This window comes from Clostridium sp. KLE 1755 (assembly GCF_000466465.2).
Classification (GTDB): Bacteria; Bacillota; Clostridia; order Lachnospirales; family Lachnospiraceae; genus Eisenbergiella; species Eisenbergiella porci.
In genome coordinates, this window is the sequence record NZ_KE992709.1 from 16130 (window position 1) to 39238 (window position 23109).

Here is a 23109-nt window from a genome sequence, read left to right on the forward strand (position 1 = left end):
CCTACAGGTCAATAATGTCATAATCACCCCATCCAGCAGCATCTGCGGCAACGGCGGCAATCCCTGCCTGCCCGATCTCCGCTTTGCCCGCGCGCAGCCGGAAAACAAGGCCCAGTATCTGTATGGTAATCAGCGGCGTCATGGCAACCATGGCGACCACACCGAACGCATCCGCAATAATATCTCCTCCCACCGCCGAACAGGCTCCCATGGCAAAGGGAAGCAGAAAGGTGGCGGTCATAGGCCCGGAGGCGACTCCGCCGGAGTCAAAAGCGATGGCCGTAAATATTTTCGGTACGAAAAAGGACAGGCCCAGCGCTATAAAATATCCCGGAACAAGGAACCACAGAATCGAAATACCGGTCAGCACCCGTATCATGGCAAGCCCCAGAGACACGGAAACACCGATGGAAAGGCTCATGCTCATGGCCTTTGCCGAAATGGCTCCGTCCGTTATCTCCTCTACCTGCTTGGTCAGCACAAATACAGCAGGCTCTGCCAGTACAATAAAATACCCAATCAGCATACCGATAGGCACAATAATCCAGCGGTATGGAAGTCCGGCAATCACTCTGCCCAGATAATTTCCCGCAGGCATAAAGCCCACATTCACACCCGTAAGAAACAGCACAAGACCCACATAGGTATAGATGAGCCCCACGCTTATTTTAACCAGGCTTTTTCCGGGAACCAGCCTGAAAATCATCTGGAAGAGGAAAAAGAAAACCACAATCGGCAGAAGGGAAACAGCCATCTCCTTCAAATAAGACGGAAAGCCTGCCTGAAAAACTTTCCACAGCTCTACCGTATCCGCTATTTCCGGTATCTCCACAGGCACATAATCCCCGCTTCCCGGGCGGTAAATCATTCCCAGCAGGAGCACCGCCAGAATCGGCCCGATGGAACACAGGGCAACCAGCCCAAAGCTGTCATCCGAAGCGTGACGGTCATTTCTTACGGCGGAAATACCGATACCCATTGCCATAATAAAAGGCACCGTCATAGGCCCGGTGGTAACGCCGCCGGAATCAAAGGCCACGGACAGAAAATCCTTCGGTACAAAAAAAGTGAGTAAAAATACGATTCCATAGAAAAAAAGAAGCAACGGAGGAAGGGCCATGCTGAACAGCATACGCAGCAGGGCAACCACAAGAAAAATTCCCACGCCAAAGGCCACTGCCAGAATCAGAATCAGATTGGGTACGAATGGCACCTGTTCCGCCAGAACCTGGAGATCCGGCTCGGATATCGTGATGATGAAGCCCAGAATGAAACTCATGGGCACTGCAACCCACAGCTTTCTTGACTGTGTCATGCACGTTCCCACCCGTTCCCCCATAGGTGTCATAGCCATATCCACGCCCATAGTAAACAGTACCATTCCCGCGGTAAGCAACGCCGCCCCTATGAGAAATGCCATGAGGATTCCCGGTGAAACCGGGGCTATGGATAAACATAAAATCAATACAATTGCGATGACAGGAAACACTGCTTTTCCTGTTTCTTTTAACTTTTCCTGGAGATTTGTGCGAAAAAACTTCAAATATACGCTGCCTTTCTGTTGTGTTATCGGCGCCGACGCCAACATGATTTGAGGTTACACGATAAAAGAATAATGGACTGCCATAACTGTCCGGTAGCGTTACAGTCATGATCTGTTTTCATTATAGCATGAACAGGGAAAAACAGGATAGCAAAAATTTGCCCTCTTCTACAACTTTTAACATTTTTTTAACGCGATACAGCAGAAAGGATGTATCGCGTTAATAGTTTATTTCCTGAATGTTTATTTCCAGGTATTTATTTTCCCGATGTTTATTCCCTTGTGATCATTTTCTTGGATGCGCCTGCTGGTACACGCTTCGGATGCGGGAACCGCCTATGTTGGCATAAACCTGCGTGGAAGAAATGTCGGAATGTCCCATCATTTCCTGCACACTGTGCAGATCCGCCCCGTTTTCCACCAGATGGGCCGCAAAAGAATGCCGGAGCGTATGCGGCGTTATGTCCGCTTCTATCCCGGCCTTAGCGGCATAATATTTGATCAGCTTCCAGAAACCCTGACGGCTCATGGGCTTACCGGAGCAGTTAACAAAAAGAGTCTCAGTCTGCGTCCCTTTTATCAGGATATCCCGGGCTTCCTTCAGATAAAGAAGCAGCGCCTCCTTCGCCTGGTTCCCAAAAGGTATGGCACGTTCCTTCGACGAATCCCGGCATATTATATAGCCCAGCCTGAGATTCAAATCAGTTATCTGCAGAGAAATCAGCTCGGAAACCCGGATACCGGTGGCATACAGCAGCTCCAGCATGGCTCTGTCCCGAATCTCCTTGGGCGTATTCCTGCCCGGCTGCTCCAGAAGCCGGACCACTTCTCCCATTGTCAGAATTTCCGGCATTTTCTTCTCAATCCTGGGAGCCTTCAGATTCTCAGACACATCCTCCGAAACCATGCCCTTTTTGACCATAAAATGAAAAAAAGCCTTTACAGCCGCTATATGCCGGGATACGGTAGCCGGTGCGAACTGGTTCTTCTCAAGAAAAAGGATATAGGAATTCAGGGAAGTCTCCGTTATCCGGCCCGGCTCCTCAATCCCCTGCTCCTTCAAAAAGCTCTGAAGCTTCTGCAGATCTCTTTTATAGGAAAGCTCCGTGTTCTCCGACGTCTTCTTCACATCATGAAGATAAATAACAAACTCCCGTATCTCTTTTTCCATGCTCCAATGCCTTCCTGCTTCGTTGTTTATGTAAACCAAAAAAAGATTCAAAACACATTATAATCAGTTTTTCGAAGAAAAGCAATGCGCATTTTTGCCGATTTTACGGGGATTTTTACAACAATTTGCTTGAAGCACAAGATATCGGTAATCGGAATTATGTTTGTACCAGATATTGTTCCTGTTTTCAGAAAAAGAAAAATACTTTTTGTAATATCATCGGATTGATATAGCTCTCCACCAGACAGCCTGCCAGCAGCATTCCCAGGATTACAAGCAAAGTGCCTAAACGAAGCGCTCCCCGTTTTCCTCCTGCGCCGCTCCCATAACGGCCATTGTATACCCTATCCTGAAAACCCTGGCACCACCGGAAAAGGAACAGATAGGCCGGCGCCAGAAGCAGGACCTGTGGGAAAATTCCTCCTGAGAAAAGGAGAATCCCGCGGATGCCGTACCGGATAGAGAGCACTGACAGAATCGTCCCTGCACAAAATCCGGTCCAGACCAGATACAGGCTTACCGCCATACCTCCAATACCCGCCACAGCCAGCACCGCAAGAAGCACCGCAGGCGCCAGCCTCTGCTTGATGCTGTAAAAGAAAAGCATGGAGCTGTCGATATCCAATACCCCCATTCTTCCCACACTGAAGCTGTCCAGGAAATCCGCATTTACCACCAGGCTTTCCTGCCCTATGTAAATAAGAGCAAGTCCTGCCAGAAAACCGGCTGTAAAGAGCACAAGAATGCGCCCGTTAAGTTTTGCATCTGCCAAACTACCTTTTTCCATATAAAAACCCCTTTGCCTGCTTTTTTTAATATATGCGTCGGTCAACGCACACATGCATGCAAAGGGGTTAACCCTGCCGGTTCATACTCCGGCCAGGCCGCGGGGATAAAATACTTTCGCTCTTATATACATAAATATTTCGCCCTGTAGCTCATAATCGCGGAAATCGTCTTGGAATCTTCTATTTCCCCTGACAGGATTTTCTCACAGAGTTCATCAACTGTGTAAGCTTCCACATTAATGTATTCATCCTCATCCAGATGCTGGCTTCCCGGTGTCAAATCCGTAGCCACATAAATGTCAATTTTTTCATTGCAGAAAGCCACGGTGGTCCTTATGGTAATCAGCCACTCCATTTTTCCGGCATGGCAGCCCGTTTCCTCCTCCAATTCCCTGGCAGCGGCCTCCATCGTCGGCTCTTCCGGCCCGTTCAGCCCTCCGGCCGGGATTTCCAGAGTATACCTGTCCAATGCATTCCGGTACTGCCTTACCATCAGCAGCTTTCCATCCGCGGTAACCGGCACCACTGCCGCCGCACCCTGGTGCTTGATAAAATCCCATTTTACAATATTTCCATTGGGCACCTGCACCGTATCCTTATAAAAATCAATAATGGAACCCTTATAAACCAGTTCCCTGTCCAACCGTTTGAATTCGTCAGCCATAATATTTCTCCCATCTTAAACTTTTAAAAGCCCTGCAGGGAAAACCCTGCAAGGCTTTTGCAATCGCTATTTTGCATAATCAGAAACACGGCTCTCCCTGATAACATTCACTTTAATCTGTCCCGGATATTCCAGTTCGGCTTCAATCGCCTTGGAAATATCGCGTGCCATCAGAATCATGTCCGCATCTGACACCTGTTCAGGAACTACCATTACCCGAATCTCTCTACCTGCCTGAATAGCAAAAGATTTGTCTACACCTTTGAAATTGTTTGCAATGTCTTCTAACTGTGTTAATCTGCTGGTATAAGTCTCCAGAGTCTCTCTTCTCGCGCCCGGCCTTGCTGCGGAAATTGTGTCTGCAGCCTGAATAATGCACGCAATCAGCGTAGTGGGCTCCACATCACCATGATGGGACTCCACCGCATTAATAACCGTAGCGGATTCCTTATACTTTTTACAAAGTTCCACGCCAAGCTGAATATGGGAACCTTCCATCTCGTGATCCACTGCCTTGCCGATATCATGCAGCAGGCCGGCACGTTTGGCCATTCTCACATCTAAACCAAGCTCTGATGCCAGAAGCCCTGACAGCTGAGCCACCTCTATTGAATGCTTTAAAGCGTTCTGTCCATAACTTGTCCTGAACTTTAACTTGCCCAGTAACTTTACGAGTTCCGGATGAACACCGTGTACCCCAACTTCAAGTACCGCGGCTTCTCCTTCCTCTTTAATCATTACTTCGACTTCCTTCTGCGCCTTTTCCACCATTTCTTCGATTCTTGCCGGATGGATACGTCCGTCAACAATCAGCTTCTCCAGCGCAATTCTTGCTACTTCCCTTCTGATAGGGTCAAAAGAAGATAAAATTACTGCTTCAGGTGTATCGTCTATAATCAGATCCACACCGGTCAGCGTTTCAAGGGTTCTGATATTTCTTCCCTCACGCCCGATAATTCTCCCCTTCATCTCGTCATTCGGAAGCTGTACCACGGAAATCGTAGCTTCAGCCACATGGTCTGCCGCACATCTCTGAATGGCGGTTACCACATATTCCCTGGCTTTCTTGTCTGCTTCCTCTTTGGCCCTGCTTTCCATATCCTTGATCATCACGGCCGATTCATGTTTTACTTCATCTTCAACAATTTTCAATAAGTAATCTTTTGCCTGTTCGGAGGTTAATCCTGAGATTCGTTCCAGTTCCTGTACTCTCTGCTCGTTCAGCTTCGCGATCTCTGCTTTCTGCTTTGCTAATTCCTCTTCCCTGGCTGCCAGTACGGATTCCTTCTTTTCAATGGCATCCGACTTCTTGTCCACGTTCTCTTCCTTCTGCTGCACTCTTCTTTCAAAGCGCTGCACCTCGGCTCTGCGTTCCTTGATCTCCTTATCCAATTCGTTCTTTGCACGAATGGATTCCTCCTTCACTTCCAGCAGTCCCTCACGCTTTTTGGTTTCAGCAGCTTTCACCGCATCATCAATAATTTCTCTTGCCTTGTCTTCGGCGTTGCCGATTTTGGTCTCAGTTTCTTTCTTCCTATATGCAGAGGTTACTACAAATGTAACCGGGATAGAAATCAACAGAGTGACCGCTACTGCTATTACATAACTAAGCATAGACAGGAGCACCTCCTTATTAAATTTTCATTGTGCGAATATCTGTTATAGAATGTATGTACGCCAAACATTCTTATAAGCGATTTTACAACACTTCAATTTTAATAAATAACAGGTATTATGTCAAGTAGAAAAGCATATTTTGACCAAATTTCATAACTTTTGCACAAGATAACCTGTTATTCCCAGGAGTCCCCTTCTTCCAAATCATCGCAATTCATGGCTTTTCTTATCTTATCCGGCGAGAAACCCTTTCTGTACAGGAAAGCCTGAATCCGTCTTTTTTCTTTTAAATCCGCCTGTTTCGCATCAAAATGCTTCTTTCTGAGGAGCTCTTTAATCATAGCTTCCTCATTCTGAAGGCCATCCGCTTCCTGAACGGTGCAAAACGCCTCCTCAATACAGCTTCTGTCAACGCCTTTGCGTCTCAGATCGTCCTCCATCCGCCTGCGGCTTTTCGTTTCCATGTAGGTTTCCACATATCTTCTTGCATAAGCCTCATCATTTATGTACCCAAAGGATTCCACATAAGCAATAGCCTCTTCAATGACCGGAGGAGGATACTTTCCCTGCCGCAGCTTCTCTTCCATCTGCTGTCTTGTATATTCCCTGGACTTCAGCAGGTTCATGCAGCGCAGCTTCGCCCGCTTGGGGAGTACGTTCTCCATAATCTCCTCATAGACATGAGGGGGCAGTTCTCTATCCTGTGCAATACCGTATTTATGAAGTTCGCCTTTGTATAATACAAAGGCGAATTCTCCATCGATGCTGACTGCATATTTCGTTTTATTTATTGGTTCTGTCCTGGTAACAATCATTTCTGTTCTGCCTGCACGGCTTTAACCGCAGCGCCGGCGGCCGCCTTCACTTCCCTGCTGTCCTTTGCAGCTTTGGCTCCGGCAGCTTCCTTCACAGGTTCTTCCTTCCTGTCTGAAGCATCGGCTTCTTTCTTCTCGTCCAGCTTATAGTATGCGCGTACTTTCTTCTCGATTTCATCGCAGATCTTCGTATTTTCTTTCAGGAAGTTCTTCGCATTCTCCCTTCCCTGTCCGATCTTGTTTCCTTCGTAGGCAAACCATGCGCCGCTCTTATTGACAATATTAATATCCGCTGCCAGATCCAGAATATCCCCGACTTTGGAAATGCCCTCTCCGAACATGATGTCAAATTCCGCTTCCTTGAAGGGCGGCGCTATTTTATTCTTTACCACCTTGACACGGGTACGGTTTCCTACCACTTCCCCTGCCTGCTTCAGGGATTCAATCCTTCTTACGTCCAGACGGATGGTAGAGTAGAACTTCAGGGCACGGCCGCCGGTAGTGGTCTCCGGATTGCCGAACATGACGCCCACCTTCTCACGCAGCTGGTTGATGAAGATAACTGTACAGTTGGACTTGCTGATTACTGCAGTAAGCTTACGCAGCGCCTGGGACATCAGACGGGCCTGCAGGCCCACGTGGCTGTCCCCCATATCGCCGTCTATTTCGGCCTTGGGAACAAGAGCCGCAACGGAGTCAACAACAACGATATCGATGGCGCCTGAACGCACCATGGTCTCTGTAATCTCCAGAGCCTGTTCTCCGTTATCAGGCTGGGAAATATACAGGTTATCAATATCCACACCAATATTCTTCGCATAGGCAGGGTCCAGCGCATGCTCCGCATCTATAAAGCCTGCAATGCCGCCCCTGCGCTGAACCTCAGCGATCATATGCAGGGTGACGGTGGTCTTACCACTGGATTCCGGTCCATATATTTCAACAATTCTTCCCTTGGGTATTCCGCCCAGGCCAAGTGCAATATCAAGGCTTAATGAGCCTGTGGGAATCGTCTCCACATTCATCTGCGTAGCCGGATCCCCCAGCTTCATGACTGCTCCCTTTCCAAACTGCTTTTCAATCTGTGCCAGTGCGGCGTCAAGCGCTTTGAGTTTGTCTTCTTTTTCCATTATGTTCTCCTTCTTATCCAGAACGGATGTTCTCTTTTTCTATAATAAAACATCTGTTCGTATTTGTCAATTCCCAACTTTAAATATAATATACAATATCAGGTGTCCGATAAAACTCCCTCAACAGGCATCCCTCCTTTATTTTTTATTGCATTGAAACGATTGGCGAAATGCCCGATTAGATGTCCGCTCTATAGATGGAATGGACATGGCTGAATTCCTTCAGACAAAGGTGCACCGGTTTGGAACGCCTCCAGCAAAGATATGCTTTTTTGATTGTAACATAAACTTCATCCAAATGCCACTAAAAAAAGCATGCTTCCATAAAAAAGGAACATGCCGGGATACTGTTCAGACGGGTCTGCGAATTTAGCTGCGCATACTGTACAAATATATAGCGGCAGCAGGCATCCGGCCTGTTGTGAGGCAAATCAAATGGCCGGATGTCCGCAACAGTTCAGTTTATCTGAACTGCCGCACATGCCGTAGTATTGGGGCAACAATCCATGCCCTCCCTAAATTTTCTTCATATAACGTCCATAATCTTTAATAGTGGCTGTAACCCAGCCGCTGCTCGTGCTGGTGGTATAATTAAACCCGATTTCCAGGCCTACAGGGGTATAGAAAATAATATTGGTATCCGAATCCGAAAGGAAATCCTGAAGCTGTTCGTCATCCATCCGATCCACAGCCTCGGCCGTTCCGTTCTGGTAAGCATCCTGATCCCTGAATTCTTTGGCCAGCTGCTCGTTATACTCTATCATTTCCCCGTTGTCCAAAAGTTCGCCGCTTACCAGATCGATATTAATGCAGTAAAGCGAAATGTAGGATTCCTGGTTCATTGCATATTTCTCCTGAAGGACTATGCTGATTTTTTCCTCATCCATATAGGTTACATAACCAATGCTGGAGGTTGCGTAGGAGAGTTGCTCATCTTCACCCTGGGCATCCTTATAGTAGTTGTAAAGCTTGCTGTAATAAGTGGCCTCGTATTCAATCTCCTGGTTCAGCTCGTCCAGATGGGGAATATTCCCACCCTTCAGCTGCGGGTATTTTCCGGTTGCCGTAGCGCCTGTCTCGTCATCCACATAGCTGTAATCTTCCCATTCCACCGTATAACTGAGGTCGTCACGGATGGAATTGGCAATTGTTACATAGTAGTCATCCTCCGGGCTGGGAACATAATCCCCTTCCTCTGTTTCCGGTTCATAGGTTCCACCGCCGCTGAAATCAGGAAGCTGGCTGTCATCGCCGCTGTCATAACCAAAGGGTATCGTTTCCTCAGGAACTGCCCCTCCGTAATTCTTGGAATTAGAAATACCGCTGCTGGCTTCCCTGACCGCACCCTTGACAATAATAAAAATAAGGACCATGACGATGCAGAGAAGCACCGCGATTACCGCTACAATAACCGCCGCCACGGTTCTGCTGTTGTTACGCTTCTGAGGGGGCATATTGGGATAGGCTCCATAAGGCTGCCGGCCATATGGAGGCACTCCTCCCGGAGGGATTTGTCCATAGTACCCGCTCTGCTGCGGTCCATACTGCTGCGAAGAGCCATACCGGGTATTATTCTGCCCGCCCTGCGCGGCGCCGGGCGCACCCGGGCCTGCCTGGCCTCCTGGCACATTTCCATAGGGCGGAATATTCTGCGCGCCGCAGGGAGGCATTCCCTGGCCGCCGGCCGGAATATTTTCATTTCCACAGGGAGGCACAGGAGCCTGTGAACCGGCATTTCCATAAGGGGGCACCGGCGCCTGCCCGGCAGCGTATCCATAAGGAGGTACCGAAGCTTCACCGCCCGTCTCACAGGGAGGGACCGCAGCCTGTTCAACGGCATTCCCATCAGGAGCTTCCGTCTCCGCTGCTCCTTCTGCTTTTGCATCCTTTTTATTCCGGTCATATCCGCAGCTTATACAGACACCGTTTTTCATCAGCGCCCCGCATTCCGGACAAAATCCATATTCTTCATCCTCGTACATACATTATCCTCCATTGCTCAGGCCGGTTTTATGTGCCAAAAGCTTTTTTCTTCTTTCCCCTCTTCCCCGCAAGGCCGGAATCATACTTTTTTCCCGAAAGTCTTCTGACTGTAATATTCCAGTATACACTGACGCATCATCGTTAATGCGGCCGAAACCGCTGTTTCCCTTATCTTTGCCCGGTTTCCGCTGAAATGGAATTCCTTTACATGCGTGGTGCCGCACACATAGCAACCCATATAAATAAGTCCCACAGGCTTCTCAGCAGTGCCGCCGTCAGGTCCCGCAATTCCCGTAATGGAAAAGGTAACGTCCGCTTTCGTCAGAAGCGCAGTTCCTCTCGCCATTTCCTTGGCCGTCTGCGGGCTTACCGCGCCGAATTTATCCAGCGTGCCTTTTTTTACGCCGGCAATTTTTCTTTTTGCCTTATTGGAATAAGTAATATAACCTGTCTTGAAGACCTCGGAAACCCCAGGTATGTTAATCAGGCGGGCGGCAAGCATGCCTCCCGTGCAGGACTCAATGGTTGATACGGTCAGCTCGTTGGCCAAAAGCAGGTCAACCACCGCCTTTTCCAGCGTCACATCCTCTTCCGTGGTATACACGGCGCTGCCGAACCGGGATTTCAGTTCCTTCACCACCGGCTTTACCAGCTTCTTCGCTTCCTTTTCATCCTCAGCTCGGGCGGTAACACGCAGATGCACCTCTCCGGTCTTGGCATAGGGAGCCACCGTGGGATTGGCAAGGGCCTCCAAATCTGTAATCTGGCTTTCCACCTTGCTTTCGCCCATACCGCATATTTTTACGGTTTTGGAAAAAATAATCCCCGGCGCATCAGGGTTCTCCAGGCCCGTCAGAAAAGGCGCGATGCTGTTTTCAAACATCGGCTTCAATTCATTGGGAGGACCGGGAAGCAGAATCATCCGTTTTCCTTCCTTTTCCATGATAATACCCGGAGCAGTGCCGTTGTCATTGTCTACAACAATGGCTCCTTCGGGAACAAGCGCCTGCTTCTTGTTATTTTCCGTCATTTCCAAACCGCGTTCCCGGAAATAAGTTTCGATTCTTTCCAGGGAATGAGGATCCATGGCAAGCTGCCTGTTCCATACGCCGGCGGCGGTTTCCTTTGTCAGATCATCCTGGGTCGGCCCAAGGCCTCCCGTCAGAATCACAAGATCCGACCGTTCCAGCGCCGTCCGTATTGTCCCCGCAAGCCTTCCGCTATTGTCGCCCACCACTGTCTGATAATAGCAGGACAATCCCAGCCCCGCACATTTCTCCGCCAGGTATGCTGCGTTGGTGTTGACTATGTTCCCCAGCAGAAGCTCAGTTCCTACCGAAATTAATTCAACTACCATACCGAACCTCTTTTCTCTATTTCTGGTCCTTCAGACAATCCTTGTTTTTCACAAGATAATCTACAAGGGACACTACCGTAAGAATCAGAGCCGCCCACATTACAATCGTCGTAACCAGGGAAAGCACCGGAATATCCGCTATCATGAGCACAATCATCACCATCTGGAAGGTGGTTTTGAATTTTCCCCAGTAGCCTGCCGCAATCACCACGCCTTTATCGGATGCCACCAGACGGAAGCCGCTGATGATAAATTCCCTGCTGACTATAATAATTACAATCCAGGCCGGGATTTTTCCCATTTCCACAAGGCAGATCAAGGCAGAACATACAAGAAGCTTATCCGCCAGGGGATCCATGAATTTTCCAAAGGTGGTTACCAGGTTATATTTTCTGGCAATTTTGCCGTCCAGCAGGTCCGTCAGGCTGGCGATGACAAACAGGGCCAGCGCAATCCACTTCCCGGCACCGCCGATGGGAACCAGCATGAATACCACAAAGGGTATGATCATTATCATTCTCAGTATCGTAAGCTTATTCGGTAAATTCATCTTCCAGCTCTCCTATCAAATCATATTCATAAGATCCGGTAATCCGCACTTTTACGAAATCACCCGTCAACAGTTCTCTTGAGGTATTGACAAACAGCAGTCCGTCCACATTAGGGGCGTCCTTATAGGTTCTTGCCACATAGGCATTCTCCCCGTCCACCCTGCCTTCTATCATGGCAATAAGCGTTTTTCCCTTCATGTTCTCCGCCTTCTCAAAGGCGATTTCCTGCTGCAGCTCCATCAGCTCGGCCTGTCTGTCCTCCTTCACTTCCTGGGGGACCTGATTCTCCATCCGCGCCGCCGGCGTCCCTTCCTCCTGGGAATAGGTAAATACCCCCAGCCGGTCAAATTCCAGCTCATCCACGAAATTATACAGCTCTATATGATCCTCCTGCGTCTCTCCGGGGAATCCGCTGATAAGCGTGGTACGCAGACAGATATCCGGAATTTCCTCCCGCAGCCTGCCGATCCGCTCCCGCAGCTCGGCCTGATCGGTCCGCCTGCCCATCTGCTTCAATATCCTGTCTGAAGCATGCTGGATTGGCATATCCAGATAATGACAGATTTTCGGTTCTGTTTTTATCGTTTCTATTAATTCATCCGTAATTTCCTCCGGATAGCAGTACAAAATCCTTATCCAGTAGATACCGGGGATGGCGCAGAGCCTGTGAAGCAGCTGCGGCAGCTTCTTTTCGCCGTAAATGTCCTTCCCATAAACCGTGGTTTCCTGGGCCACAAGAATCAGCTCCTTAACGCCGCCCTCAGCCAGTTCCCGCGCTTCCTTTTCCAGCACTTCCATGGGGACGCTGCGGTAATTGCCCCGCACCTTTGGGATAATGCAGTAGGTGCAGCGTTTGTCGCAGCCCTCCGCAATTTTCAGATAGGCAAAATGGCCGCCTGTAGTGACGCTGCGGTGCTTGCCGTAAACCAGCGCCGCGTCCGGGTCCGTAATATGGTTGTGCTTCTCTCCTGCCGAAACCTCATCAATGGCGGCTGTCACCGCATCAATAGCCATGGTCCCCAGGATTTCATCCACCTCCGGGATTTCCGTCTGGATTTCTTCCTTATAACGCTGCGCCAGGCAGCCGGCCACGATAAGCGCCTTCAGCTGTCCGCTCTTTTTTAATTCGGCCATTTCCAGAATGGTATTTATGCTTTCTTCCTTGGCATCGCCGATAAAGCAGCAGGTGTTGATTACCGCAGCCTCCGCTTCCGCCTCGTCATCCGTAAAGGTATGCCCCTTTTCGGCCAGCATCCCAAGCATCATCTCGGTATCCACAAGATTTTTATCACAGCCCAGGGAAATAAATAGTATTTTCATGCTTTCTTATGAAAAAAGAGAAATGCACACGGCAATTTCTCTTCTCCCTTCCCCCATTTTAATCTTCGGTTTCTTCATCTCCGAGAATTTTGATTTTGCCTTCATTCAGTTCTTCTACAGCAACGGATAAAGGCTTCATGCCTGTCTTCATATTTACTAACGGCTCATCGCCTCCGATGATCTGCCTTGCTCTTTTGGAAGTCGCCATAACGATGGAATAACGGCTGCTTACAATCTTGGTTTCGCCGGGCTCCACGTCGCTGTTCACGACTTTCATTAAATCGGTATAAGAGGGATGTAACATTTTCATTCTCCTTTCACTAACGCGTCCAGCTCGGAACGCATATCAGCTATCAATTCCTTATTTCTTTTCGGATTTCTGCGGGATGCGGAAATAATGGAATGCATTTCCTTCACGCAGTCGTCCAGTTTATCATTGATTATGATATAATCATAATTTTCAATGCCTTCCGCTTCCTCTGCCGCGCGCGCAATACGCTGGCAGATGACCTCCTCGCTTTCGGTGCCTCTTCCTTCCAGCCTTCTTTTTAATTCTTCCGCGCTGGGCGGCATGATAAATAAAAGAAGGGCTTCCGGGAATTTTTCTTTCACCTTAAGCGCGCCCTGGATTTCAATTTCCAGGATTACGTCCCGTCCGTTGTCCAGACAGGCCTCCACATATTCTCTGGGCGTTCCGTAGTAGTTGCCGCAGTAGCTGGCATACTCGATCAGCCCGTCCTTTGCAATCGTCTCTTCGAAGGTATCCTTATCCACAAAAAAATAGGATTTACCTTCTTCCTCGCCCGGCCTGGGCTTTCTTGTCGTCATGGAAACCGACAGCGCATAATTATCATAGGTTTTGAGCAGTTCCTTCATCAATGTTCCCTTGCCTGCCCCGGAAAAACCGGATACGACAATCAGAATTCCCCTATGCTTCATCATTATCCTCCCGTTCGGCCTGCGCCCTGTTTGCAATGGTTTCCGGCAGAAGCGCCGACAGCACAAGCTGACCGTTCTCCATCACCAGCACCGCCTTTGTCTTACGTCCCTGCGTCGCGTCCACGGCCGCCCCCGTCTCTCTGGCTGTCTGCACCATACGCTTGATGGGTGCGGAATCAGGGCTGACCACCGCGATAATCTTTTCCGTATTTACAATATTGCCAAAACCGACATGGATAAACTGACTCATTGACCGCCTCCGCCATTATTCAATATTCTGAATCTGCTCTCTGACCTTCTCAATTTCCGTCTTCAGCTCAATCGCCCGGTCGGAGGTCTCCAGATCATTGGCCTTGGAAAGAATGGTATTGGCTTCCCGGTTCATTTCCTGGGCAATAAAATCAAGCTTCCTTCCGATGCTTCCACCTTCACCAAGAGTTTTTTTCGTAGTCTCAATATGGCTTCTTAAGCGCACCAGTTCTTCATCCACACACACTTTATCGGCAAAAATAGTAACCTCCATAAGAAGACGGTTCTCATCCACCTGGGCATCCTCAAGAAGCTCTTTTACCTTATCCTTAAGCGTCTGCCTGTATTCCGCTATTATCTGCGGCGACCTTTCCTCAATAAAAGCCACGCTTTCCAGCATGCCGTCCAGCTTGGAAATCAAATCCTCCTTCAGGTTCTCCCCTTCGGTAATCCTGGTCTGTGACAGTCCTTCTGCCGCTCCCCTCAGCGCCTTTTCCAGCGTCTTCCAGATGCCTTCCTCATCAATGGCCTGCTCCTCCATGGAGAAAACCTCCGGGAATCTGGAAAGGGAGGAAACACGGATATCGTTGTCCAGTGAAAAATCCTCTGCCATCTGCTTCAGATACTGCATGTATTCCCCGGCAATATCCCTGTTGTACTTGATCGTCACATTGTTCTCTGTAAAATCTTCGTAGGTAATGAACAAATCCACTTTGCCGCGCTGGATATATTCTTTCAACACGCTTCTTATGGAAGCTTCAAAAAAATTCAGCTTCTTTGGCATCTTTATGCTTACATCCAGATACCTGTGGTTTACGGACTTCATTTCTACGGTAATTTTACGTTCGGCCTCGCTGATTTCGCATCTGCCGAAGCCTGTCATACTTTTTATCATCAGTATTCCTCCAGAAAATACATTCCCATAATTCATTTTATTATAAAGCAATGCATGTGAGTAGTCAAGGATTTTGAGGGAGGTCGGAAAAGGACGGAAAAAGGTATCGGGGGCGTGCTTCGCTTTGGCGGCGGCCGGCGGCTGGTTTCCCCTGGGCGGGGCGGCTGTGATGTTTTTTCGGATCCGGTCTCAAAAAAGGGGGGTTTCTAACTGTTCCTGTCTGTCGGGATTCTGCCGGCGCAGCCAAAACTCCTCTCACAGCGGCCGTTGGCCTGCTGTGTTCGTCAGACAGGCTGCTAAGGGCGGCAGAATTCCGGCAGGCAGGAGCAGTAAGAAACAACACCTTTTTTTCCAATGGATCTGAAAAAACATCACAGCCGCCCCGCCCAGGGGAAACCAGCTGCCGGCCGCCACCGGAGCAAAGCACGCCCCCGATACCTTTTTCCTGGTAGTGCAGGGAGGTTTTTTTATATTTACATTATATAAAACTTTATATGTCCAAACTTTACATTAAGGCGGTTGTTCTTGACATTTGGAGGGGTGGCTGGGGATGGCAGGGTGAGGTAGAATTGGGGTATCAAAAGAACAGAAGAAAGGAAATGATAAATATGAATATGAGGAATGGTACATTGGAGAATGGGGCTTTGCTGGATACGAATCTGGATACTACTTTTTTAAAGGTGGTCGCTGTTATCAGTATGCTTTTGGATCATGTGGGGGGGACTTTTTTTCCTGAATATCCTGTGTTCCGGTGGATCGGGAGGCTGGCGTTTCCTATATTTTGTTATTGTATGACCGTGGGGATGCTTTATACGAGAGATATTAAGAGGTATTTGGGGCGGATTGCGGTGTTTGCGGTTATTTCCCAGCCGTTCTGGATTCTTGCTTTTAATCCGCATGATTTTTGGGGGAATCTGACGAACTGGAATATATTTTTTACTTTGTTTATCAGTCTTTTGGCTGTGTGGGGTTTTAAGGAGAAAAAATGGTGGCTTTTTGCAGTTTCTACCTTTGTAATCTGTTTTTGGAATTTTGATTATTCTTTTACCGGAATTCTCCTTATGCTTATTTTTTATCTTTGCCGTAAAAAACCGGTATTGGGGGCTGTTTTGTATACGTTGAGTTATCTTCCGGCTCTGTTTGGAGGCAGTCTTGAGGATCCTTTGTGTTGGGTGGTTGGCGGGCATCCTGTTGGTTTTGAAATTTTCTCGCTGCTTGCGCTGCCTTTCATTTATTTCCATACGAATACTTCCATTAAGCTTCCTAAGTGGTTTTTCTATGTGTTTTATCCGGCTCACCTGGCTCTCATTGCATTGGTGCGGTACTTTATGGGCTTTTAGATTTGGTGGTTTTCAAGTTTTATGGTTCTGTCCCCCTGTCGGCGGTATTGTCGGAGTTGTTCTGATAAGGCTGCCGGCAGGGGATTTTATGCTCAGGGGCGGATTTTCATGCAATTGCGCGGGGAGGGATTTTCTGATATACTGGGGGTTGTATCTTTATTATGGAAACAGAGAGGGTAAGGTCATGGCATTTGACGGTATTACAATTGCAAATATAAGGAAAGAACTTGACGAGGCGCTCACCGGGGGACGGGTTTATAAAATCGCGCAGCCTGAGCCTGATGAGCTTCTTCTTACGATTAAGAATAATGGAACGCAGCAGAGGGTCACGCTTTCTGCTTCCGCGTCCCTTCCTTTAATTTATCTGACGGATAAGAATAAAACCAGCCCCATGACGGCTCCGAATTTCTGTATGCTGCTGCGTAAGCATATTCAGAATGGGAAAATCATCAGTATCAGCCAGCCGGGCATGGAGCGTATTATTAATTTTGAAATTGAGCATCTAGATGAAATGGGGGATGTGTGCAGGAAGCTGCTGATTGTGGAGCTTATGGGAAAGCACAGCAATATTATTTTCTGTAATGATTCCGGGATTATCATTGACAGCATCAAGCATATTTCGGGACTTGTCAGCTCTGTGCGGGAGGTGCTTCCCGGGAAGGAATATTTTATTCCGCATACGCAGGATAAACTGAATCCGCTCACGGCTTCGGAGGAGGATTTTATGGACAGGGTATTTGCGGGCAGCATGCCTTGTTTTAAGGCGCTGTATTCCGGTTTTACGGGCCTGTCTCCGGCCATCGCCCATGAGATTTGCTACCGGGCGGGAGGGGATGCGGATCTTTCCACTGCAGCGCTGGATGAGGCGGGACGCAAGGCGCTTTACCGCGCTTTTTCTGAGATGATGGGGGATGTTCGCAGCGGGGACTTTTCTCCCTGCATCGTGTATGAAAACGGGGTTCCTGCTGAGTATGCTGCGCTGCGGCTGACCTCTTATCCTGAGGCGCAGAGAAAGGATTATGCTTCCATCAGTGCTCTTCTGGAGGATTATTATGCGGAAAAGAATACGATTACGCGGATTCGTCAGCGTTCCTCCGACCTGCGCCGGATCGTTTCCACAGCGCTTGAAAGGAATATTAAAAAATATGATCTGCAACTGAAGCAGATGAGGGATACGGAAAAGAAGGATAAATACCGCATTTATGGAGAGCTTCTGAATACCTATGGTTATGGGGTGGAGCCAGGGGCGAAGTCCATGACCGCCCTGAATTATTATACCAATGAGGATATTGTCATACCGCTGGATCCCATGCTGACAGCAGGGGAAAACGCAAAGAAGTATTTTGATAAGTACAACAAGCTGAAAAGAACCTTTGAGGCGCTCTCACAGCTGACGCTGGAGACAAAATCGGAAATCGACCATCTGGAATCGGTGAGCAATGCGCTTGATATTGCCCAGAAGGAAGAGGATTTGGTGCAGATCAAGGAGGAACTGATCGAGAGCGGGTATATCCGAAGAAAAGGCGGTTCGAAAAAAGTAAAAGTTACCAGCCGTCCCTTTCATTATGTAAGCAGCGATGGTTATGACATTTATGTCGGGAAGAACAATTATCAGAATGATGAGCTGACCTTCAGGTTCGCTTCCGGAAATGACTGGTGGTTCCACGCCAAGGGGATGCCTGGTTCCCATGTCGTGGTGAAATCCCGGGGCGACGAGCTTCCTGACAGCACCTTTGAAGATGCGGCCAGGCTGGCCGCCCATTATTCCAGGGGGCGCGGGCAGGAGAAGGTGGAAATCGATTATACGGAAAAAAAGAACGTGAAAAAGCCAGGCGGCGGTAAACCCGGCTTCGTTGTATACTATACCAATTATTCGATGATGATCGATTCGGATATCAGCGCGTTAAAACAAATTGAGTAAAAGGCAGGTCAGGATATTTATGAAGGAATTATGTAAGGCTTTGACACCGGAGGAAATTATGGCAGTTTATGATGCCTGGGGGCCGGAGCATTTCCCGGATTCAGAATTAAAGCCTCTTTCTTCGGTGAAAATGCTGCTGGAGCGTGGGCAATACTCCGGCTACGGCCTTTATGACGGATCCGCCGCAGCGGAGGGCGGCCTGCTCGGTTATGCCCTGCTGATGCATGATAAGGACAGGGAAAAGATGCTGCTGGATTATTATGCTTTTATGGAAGAGTATCGCTGCCGGGGGCTTGGCAGTGTATTTCTTCACGAAATCCAAAAGCAGAGCGATTTCCCGGGATGCTTTATTGAGTGTGAAGCGCCTGAAACTGCAGACTGCGCTGAGCAGAGGGAGCTTCGGGAAAGGCGGATTCGTTTTTATGAGAGAAACGGCGCAGTATTGACGCAGGTCAGAGCGCAGCTGTTCGGTGTTACCTACCGGATGCTTGTGTTATCTCCCCTGAAGGAAGAGCTGCACGGAGAAAATTGTGAAAAAACAGCATGTAAAAATGGCGGGAAAACAGGACTCCGGGAAACATTGCAGAAGGAGGCCTTCTGTGAGGGACAGTTTAATCAGGAGGCCTTTCTTGAAGCGCTTCGTGATTTCTATCTTTCTATTTATCCGATCTCCGTATTTGAAAAAAATTTTAGGCTGTGGATTCCGGAAAACTGATAATGCAACCGACGGAGCAATATTTAAAAAAAGCCATCCTGCACAGGCATCTGCCGCTGCAGGGTGGCTTTTTGGCTGAACCTGCTGCCGTTTTGGAAAGGCAGCCAGGTTTCCGGGGCGGCTTCGGATAACAATCAGCCGCTGTTAACATCTAAAGTATTTTACAGGGTTCCTGAAGTAAACAGGCCTTTAACGTGATCAACCTCTTCCTGGGATGCCTTTTGGGCAGGCACATAATAGGATTTCTCGCGTGCAATTTCATAGAGCTGTTCCTGTGACTGCTCACAGGTTGTGCGCATCTGCTTCAGTGCGCTTTTCAGTTCTTTGTTTTCTGTCTGGGGAATCATCTCCCCGAATCTTACCAGTTCGCCGTTAATGCTTGCCAGTGTATCAGATACCATTATTTTTTCCTGCATCATGGTCAGTTTTCCTCCTTACTGCAAAAATTTCATCAGCTGCTGTTTGTTTTCCATAGCGGACTTTGCGCCCTGTTCAAAGAACTGTTTTACCTTGGGGTCCTCCGCACAGGATGCGTATTCCTTCATCTTGCAGTGAGTAGTGTCATAACCGCCAATCAGATGGCGCAGGTTCTGAAGATCGAGTTCTGATAAATTTGCCATATCCATACCTCCATTCAATTTGCTTCTGCCTTTTTATTGTGCGCCGAACAGGGGTTGAATATGCAGGGAACTTTTTCTTTTTTTACAGTCCCAGCTCTTCAAAAGGAACCGTGATCTCAGTATAGCCAGCCGCATAGGGGGCGATTTCATAGGGTGTGGCATAAAAAACAACGCCGTCTTCACTGAAATAATAGTTGTCAATAAAATCCTTTTTGTTATTCAGTGTTTCTTCCGCATCCTCAAAGAAGCCTTCCGTATTGCCCTTTACCTGCTCCTGGAACAAGCCGCGTACCTTTTGGTTCAGTTCCTCTTCGGAAATGCTGATGAGGGAAGCCAGCGTGGTTTCCTTACCCGTTGTCTTGTCAAAGAGGTAGTTAGCCCGGCCAGGCATACCATGTGCGCCGCCTTCATAGCTGTAGGATTCCATGAAAACAGAAATCACACTGCCGCGGACCGTTACGCCTCCCACTGAAAAATCTTCTTCACTGGGCGGGACAGGCGGAAGCGTGGAGTCTTCCTGCGTTGAATTCTGTTCGGTTTCCAGCTCTGTCTGGTACTGGAGGGCAATGTTTACGATGGAATCCTTATCGTTTTCATAATAGTCCAGTTTATCATCAGCCCATTCTTTAAAAAATGCGTTGATATTCTTTTCTCCTTCGGTATCGCCTTCAAACACAGGGTAGGCCAGCTTGACTGTGCACGCAAGCGTTCCATTGTCTGTCGTCCATTCTTTTTCCAGGGACTCCACATGGTAAGAGTAATCTCCGGCCTTAATGCTGGCTCCATTTGCGGAAGCTGCTTCTGTGCTTTCTGTCTGTGTACCTTCCGTCTGTGTGCCCTCCTGCTCTGTCTGGCCAGTGCTCTCCTGGGCTGTGCTTTCCTGAGCGGCGCTTCCGGTCTCGGTCTGGCTCTGCGCTGCATTATCCCCGTCTGTGCCGCTGCAGCCTGCAAGGAGCAGCGCCGCAGTCAAAGCAAAACATGCAAATTTTTTCATAATTTCTTCCTCTCTTTGAATTATTTTATCTTTAGCCTTCCCTGTGAGGGGAATTTTAAACGTACAAAAACCATCCGGCACAGGATTTTTACTCCTGTGTCAGATGGTTTCCCCCCTGTGTTCTTATCTATGCAGCTTTCATCAGCCGATGAGCCAGTCATACATCTCCTGGTATTTCTTGGCGGATACCTGCCAGGAATAATCGATTGCCATTCCGCGGTCAATGATCTTATTCCATTCTCTCTTTTTGTCGTAATAAATGCGTTCCGCATACCGGACGGTCCCCAGCATTTCATGGGCATTGTAGTTCATGAAACTGAAGCCGGTTCCTGTGCTTTCAAATTCGTTATATGCCTGTACGGTATCCTTCAGGCCGCCGGTTTCCCTGACAATGGGCACGGTGCCGTAGCGCAGGGCAATCAGCTGGCTGAGTCCGCAGGGCTCAAACAGGGAAGGCATAAGGAAGGCATCGCAGGAAGCGTAAACTCTGTGGGATACAGCTTCCGAATAGTAGATCTGGGCGGATACTTTGCCCGGGTATTTCCATGCGAAATGGCGGAACATGTTCTCATACTGTTCTTCCCCGGTACCAAGCACCATAAGCTGAACGTTATCCTGGCACAGCTCATCCATGACATAGGCTACCAGGTCAAAGCCCTTCTGGTCGGTCAGTCTGGATACTACGCCGATCAGCATGGCCTTGTCATCCTGATCCAGTCCGAAGTCTGCCTGGAGCGCCCGTTTATTTTTAATTTTTTCTTTTCTGAAATTCACCGCATTAAAGTGATGGGTGATGAATTTATCTGTTTCCGGATTGTATTCGTCGTAGTCAATGCCGTTGACAATACCTCTGAGATCGCCGCTGCGCGCACGCATCAGGCCATCCAGCCCTTCTCCGTAAAAGGGAGTCTTGATTTCTTCCGCATAGGTATCGCTTACGGTGGTTATCGCGTCCGCATAGACAAGGCCACCTTTGAGAAGGTTGGCATCCTTGTAGGCCTCCAGCTTATCAGGGGTGAAAAAGGACATGGGTAAGCCAGTTATGTCCTGCACCTCCTTAATGCTCCATTTTCCCTGGAATTTCAGGTTATGGATGGTCATGGCCGTCTTGATTCCACGGTAGAAATCGCTTCCCTGGAAGCGTTCATGCAGATATACGGGAATCAGTCCGGTCTGCCAGTCGTGGCAATGGATTAAATCCGGGCGGAAGTCGATGACAGGCAGTATGGAAAGCGCAGCCTTGGAAAAGAATGCAAATTTCTCGATTTCAAACAGGGCGTTGTCACCGTAGGGCTTAAAGCCGTTAAAATAATATTCATTATCTATAAAGTAATATTTCACGCCGTCCATTTCCGCTTCCAGAATGCCCACATACTGATTCTGCCAGTGGAAATCCATATAGAAATGCGTTCTGTAATTCAGTCTGTCCTTCATTTCCTGGGACATGCATACATATTTGGGCAAGATCACGCGTACGTCATAATACTCTTTATCGATACATTTGGGCAGGGAACCTACTACGTCTGCCAGGCCGCCCGTCTTAATGAACGGTACGCCTTCCGAAGCCACAAATAAAATTTTCTTCATTCCGAATCCTCCCGTAATTTCTTAATACCTTCCCTAGATAGGTTTACAAATATTATACATCATTACGGCATTTAATAAAAGATTAATTTTTATATTGAAGCCTTATTTTGTCTGCAATGAGGGCAATAAACTCGGAATTGGTGGGTTTTCCCTTACCTGTGTTGATTGTGTAGCCGAACAGAGAGTCCAGAGTTTCCATTTTTCCTCTGCTCCATGCAACCTCAATGGCATGTCTGATGGCGCGTTCCACGCGGCTGGGTGTTGTCTGGTATTTCTTGGCGATTGTGGGGTAGAGGATTTTGGTAATGGAATTGAGCATTTCGATGTCCTCCACCGACATCATTATAGCTTCACGCAGGTATTGATAGCCTTTGATATGGGCAGGTACGCCGATTTCATGTATCATGTCCGTTACGTCTTTTTCCAGGTTATGGGTTACGGCCGGTTGGTCTGCCGTCTCTTCTTCCCTGGGCATAAAGTCGGATGCTGATGAAGCGCCGGATGCCGGTACGGTTATCATAATCTGGAATTCTTTATTGGTTTTCATAAGATCCGTGAGAATCTGTACCACTCTTTCGTTGTCTTTCCCTGTATTCATGCGTAACTGTTCCATATATGTCCTCCATTCCAACAGAAATCTTTTTCTTTCTGTCTCTTCCTGCATTTATTATATAAGAATGACAATTTATGGCAACCTTCTTTCATCGCAGAAAAGGCGGGGTTTCGTGGGGATTCGGGGTAAATCGCGCGGAGGGAGGGCGAAAGAAGGCGAAAATGGGGGAAAATGGGCGATGGATGGGTGGGGGAGATGGAGGAAAATGGGGGGAAATGTTAAAATTTAGGGGATAATTAGGGGGCAGATAGTGGGGGAGGGAGGGAGAAGGGATAATAAGCGGGGGGCCGCCGTGGC

At 48.3% G+C, this 23109-nt stretch carries 22 protein-coding genes and 1 pseudogene; 3 read left to right on the forward strand and 20 right to left on the reverse strand.

The window, feature by feature from the left end:
• Position 1 precedes the first annotated feature (1 nt).
• From HMPREF1548_RS13065 to HMPREF1548_RS13135, 15 genes are all read right to left on the reverse strand, one after another.
• Positions 2-1588, reverse strand: coding sequence for a DUF1538 domain-containing protein (locus tag HMPREF1548_RS13065; protein WP_021636663.1), 1587 nt, complete (start codon positions 1586-1588; stop codon positions 2-4).
• A gap of 241 nt (positions 1589-1829) precedes the next feature.
• Complete coding sequence (gene xerD, locus HMPREF1548_RS13070; protein ID WP_021636664.1) at positions 1830-2714, reverse strand: site-specific tyrosine recombinase XerD; 885 nt, start codon at positions 2712-2714, stop codon at positions 1830-1832.
• 187 nt (positions 2715-2901) lie between these two features.
• Entirely contained in the window at positions 2902-3501 is a 600-nt protein-coding gene (locus tag HMPREF1548_RS13075) for a stage II sporulation protein M (RefSeq protein ID WP_162162500.1), read from the reverse strand.
• A gap of 122 nt (positions 3502-3623) precedes the next feature.
• A complete protein-coding gene (locus HMPREF1548_RS13080; protein WP_021636666.1) occupies positions 3624-4166 on the reverse strand; it encodes an NUDIX domain-containing protein in 543 nt (180 codons plus the stop codon).
• Between the two features lie 66 nt (positions 4167-4232).
• Complete coding sequence (gene rny / locus HMPREF1548_RS13085) at positions 4233-5780, reverse strand: ribonuclease Y (protein ID WP_021636667.1); 1548 nt, start codon at positions 5778-5780, stop codon at positions 4233-4235.
• Between the two features lie 179 nt (positions 5781-5959).
• On the reverse strand, positions 5960-6598 hold the full coding sequence (locus tag HMPREF1548_RS13090) for a regulatory protein RecX (RefSeq protein WP_021636668.1): 639 nt from the start codon (positions 6596-6598) through the stop codon (positions 5960-5962).
• Complete coding sequence (recA, locus tag HMPREF1548_RS13095; RefSeq protein WP_021636669.1) at positions 6595-7728, reverse strand: recombinase RecA; 1134 nt, start codon at positions 7726-7728, stop codon at positions 6595-6597. Before recA ends, HMPREF1548_RS13090 begins: the two co-directional genes overlap by 4 nt.
• A gap of 515 nt (positions 7729-8243) precedes the next feature.
• Complete coding sequence (locus HMPREF1548_RS13100) at positions 8244-9710, reverse strand: zinc ribbon domain-containing protein (RefSeq protein WP_021636673.1); 1467 nt, start codon at positions 9708-9710, stop codon at positions 8244-8246.
• 80 nt (positions 9711-9790) lie between these two features.
• A complete protein-coding gene (locus HMPREF1548_RS13105) occupies positions 9791-11068 on the reverse strand; it encodes a competence/damage-inducible protein A (RefSeq protein ID WP_021636674.1) in 1278 nt (425 codons plus the stop codon).
• A 16-nt stretch (positions 11069-11084) separates the two neighbouring features.
• Entirely contained in the window at positions 11085-11618 is a 534-nt protein-coding gene (pgsA, locus tag HMPREF1548_RS13110) for a CDP-diacylglycerol--glycerol-3-phosphate 3-phosphatidyltransferase (RefSeq protein WP_021636675.1), read from the reverse strand.
• On the reverse strand, positions 11602-12939 hold the full coding sequence (rimO, locus tag HMPREF1548_RS13115) for a 30S ribosomal protein S12 methylthiotransferase RimO (RefSeq protein WP_021636676.1): 1338 nt from the start codon (positions 12937-12939) through the stop codon (positions 11602-11604). The genes pgsA and rimO overlap by 17 nt, the downstream gene beginning before the upstream one ends.
• 58 nt (positions 12940-12997) lie before the next feature.
• Positions 12998-13249, reverse strand: a complete 252-nt coding sequence (rpoZ, locus tag HMPREF1548_RS13120) for a DNA-directed RNA polymerase subunit omega (protein ID WP_021636677.1) — start codon at positions 13247-13249, stop codon at positions 12998-13000.
• Positions 13246-13881 carry a guanylate kinase gene (gene gmk, locus HMPREF1548_RS13125; RefSeq protein ID WP_021636678.1) on the reverse strand — a complete coding sequence of 212 codons (636 nt, stop codon included), beginning with the start codon at positions 13879-13881 and terminating at the stop codon, positions 13246-13248. Before gmk ends, rpoZ begins: the two co-directional genes overlap by 4 nt.
• Positions 13868-14128, reverse strand: coding sequence for a DUF370 domain-containing protein (locus HMPREF1548_RS13130; RefSeq protein WP_021636679.1), 261 nt, complete (start codon positions 14126-14128; stop codon positions 13868-13870). Before HMPREF1548_RS13130 ends, gmk begins: the two co-directional genes overlap by 14 nt.
• A gap of 15 nt (positions 14129-14143) precedes the next feature.
• Positions 14144-15022: a YicC/YloC family endoribonuclease gene (locus tag HMPREF1548_RS13135; protein ID WP_035322029.1), complete on the reverse strand. Its 879-nt coding sequence runs from the start codon at positions 15020-15022 to the stop codon at positions 14144-14146.
• 608 nt (positions 15023-15630) lie between these two features.
• Here HMPREF1548_RS13135 and HMPREF1548_RS13145 point away from each other — a divergent pair.
• From HMPREF1548_RS13145 to HMPREF1548_RS13155, 3 genes are all read left to right on the forward strand, one after another.
• Positions 15631-16362, forward strand: coding sequence for a TraX family protein (locus tag HMPREF1548_RS13145; protein WP_051358390.1), 732 nt, complete (start codon positions 15631-15633; stop codon positions 16360-16362).
• A 184-nt stretch (positions 16363-16546) separates the two neighbouring features.
• A complete protein-coding gene (locus tag HMPREF1548_RS13150; protein ID WP_035322035.1) occupies positions 16547-18283 on the forward strand; it encodes an Rqc2 family fibronectin-binding protein in 1737 nt (578 codons plus the stop codon).
• Positions 18284-18302: 19 nt separating this feature from the next.
• The gene (locus tag HMPREF1548_RS13155) at positions 18303-18998 is read left to right on the forward strand and encodes a GNAT family N-acetyltransferase (RefSeq protein WP_021636684.1); all 696 of its coding nucleotides are present in this window, start codon (positions 18303-18305) and stop codon (positions 18996-18998) included.
• 161 nt (positions 18999-19159) lie between these two features.
• Here HMPREF1548_RS13155 and HMPREF1548_RS13160 read toward each other — a convergent pair whose 3' ends face one another.
• The 5 genes and pseudogenes from HMPREF1548_RS13160 to spo0A form a co-directional block, all read right to left on the reverse strand.
• Complete coding sequence (locus tag HMPREF1548_RS13160; RefSeq protein WP_021636686.1) at positions 19160-19417, reverse strand: spore coat protein; 258 nt, start codon at positions 19415-19417, stop codon at positions 19160-19162.
• Positions 19418-19432: 15 nt separating this feature from the next.
• Positions 19433-19618, reverse strand: a complete 186-nt coding sequence (locus tag HMPREF1548_RS13165; protein WP_025491128.1) for a hypothetical protein — start codon at positions 19616-19618, stop codon at positions 19433-19435.
• 82 nt (positions 19619-19700) lie between these two features.
• Positions 19701-20612, reverse strand: coding sequence for a DUF3298 and DUF4163 domain-containing protein (locus tag HMPREF1548_RS13170; protein WP_055725899.1), 912 nt, complete (start codon positions 20610-20612; stop codon positions 19701-19703).
• A 141-nt stretch (positions 20613-20753) separates the two neighbouring features.
• Positions 20754-22199, reverse strand: a complete 1446-nt coding sequence (gene glgA, locus HMPREF1548_RS13175; RefSeq protein ID WP_021636689.1) for a glycogen synthase GlgA — start codon at positions 22197-22199, stop codon at positions 20754-20756.
• Between the two features lie 82 nt (positions 22200-22281).
• Positions 22282-22638: pseudogene (spo0A, locus tag HMPREF1548_RS13180) on the reverse strand (sporulation transcription factor Spo0A); the annotation flags it as partial.
• Between the last annotated feature and the right edge of the window lie 471 nt (positions 22639-23109).

Coding starts and splice junctions, on each gene's coding strand:
- recA (WP_021636669.1), bottom strand. CDS start 7,728: ATGGAAAAAGAAGACAAACTCAAAGCGCTTGACGCCGCACTGGCACAG.
- HMPREF1548_RS13090 (WP_021636668.1), bottom strand. CDS start 6,598: ATGATTGTTACCAGGACAGAACCAATAAATAAAACGAAATATGCAGTC.
- HMPREF1548_RS13065 (WP_021636663.1), bottom strand. CDS start 1,588: ATGTTGGCGTCGGCGCCGATAACACAACAGAAAGGCAGCGTATATTTG.
- HMPREF1548_RS13105 (WP_021636674.1), bottom strand. CDS start 11,068: ATGGTAGTTGAATTAATTTCGGTAGGAACTGAGCTTCTGCTGGGGAAC.
- HMPREF1548_RS13100 (WP_021636673.1), bottom strand. CDS start 9,710: ATGTACGAGGATGAAGAATATGGATTTTGTCCGGAATGCGGGGCGCTG.
- HMPREF1548_RS13160 (WP_021636686.1), bottom strand. CDS start 19,417: ATGATGCAGGAAAAAATAATGGTATCTGATACACTGGCAAGCATTAAC.
- HMPREF1548_RS13130 (WP_021636679.1), bottom strand. CDS start 14,128: ATGAGTCAGTTTATCCATGTCGGTTTTGGCAATATTGTAAATACGGAA.
- rpoZ (WP_021636677.1), bottom strand. CDS start 13,249: ATGAAAATGTTACATCCCTCTTATACCGATTTAATGAAAGTCGTGAAC.
- xerD (WP_021636664.1), bottom strand. CDS start 2,714: ATGGAAAAAGAGATACGGGAGTTTGTTATTTATCTTCATGATGTGAAG.
- rny (WP_021636667.1), bottom strand. CDS start 5,780: ATGCTTAGTTATGTAATAGCAGTAGCGGTCACTCTGTTGATTTCTATC.
- glgA (WP_021636689.1), bottom strand. CDS start 22,199: ATGAAGAAAATTTTATTTGTGGCTTCGGAAGGCGTACCGTTCATTAAG.
- HMPREF1548_RS13150 (WP_035322035.1), top strand. CDS start 16,547: ATGGCATTTGACGGTATTACAATTGCAAATATAAGGAAAGAACTTGAC.
- HMPREF1548_RS13165 (WP_025491128.1), bottom strand. CDS start 19,618: ATGGCAAATTTATCAGAACTCGATCTTCAGAACCTGCGCCATCTGATT.
- rimO (WP_021636676.1), bottom strand. CDS start 12,939: ATGAAAATACTATTTATTTCCCTGGGCTGTGATAAAAATCTTGTGGAT.
- pgsA (WP_021636675.1), bottom strand. CDS start 11,618: ATGAATTTACCGAATAAGCTTACGATACTGAGAATGATAATGATCATA.
- gmk (WP_021636678.1), bottom strand. CDS start 13,881: ATGATGAAGCATAGGGGAATTCTGATTGTCGTATCCGGTTTTTCCGGG.
- HMPREF1548_RS13075 (WP_162162500.1), bottom strand. CDS start 3,501: ATGGAAAAAGGTAGTTTGGCAGATGCAAAACTTAACGGGCGCATTCTT.
- HMPREF1548_RS13170 (WP_055725899.1), bottom strand. CDS start 20,612: ATGAAAAAATTTGCATGTTTTGCTTTGACTGCGGCGCTGCTCCTTGCA.
- HMPREF1548_RS13145 (WP_051358390.1), top strand. CDS start 15,631: ATGAATATGAGGAATGGTACATTGGAGAATGGGGCTTTGCTGGATACG.
- HMPREF1548_RS13080 (WP_021636666.1), bottom strand. CDS start 4,166: ATGGCTGACGAATTCAAACGGTTGGACAGGGAACTGGTTTATAAGGGT.
- HMPREF1548_RS13135 (WP_035322029.1), bottom strand. CDS start 15,022: ATGATAAAAAGTATGACAGGCTTCGGCAGATGCGAAATCAGCGAGGCC.
- HMPREF1548_RS13155 (WP_021636684.1), top strand. CDS start 18,303: ATGAAGGAATTATGTAAGGCTTTGACACCGGAGGAAATTATGGCAGTT.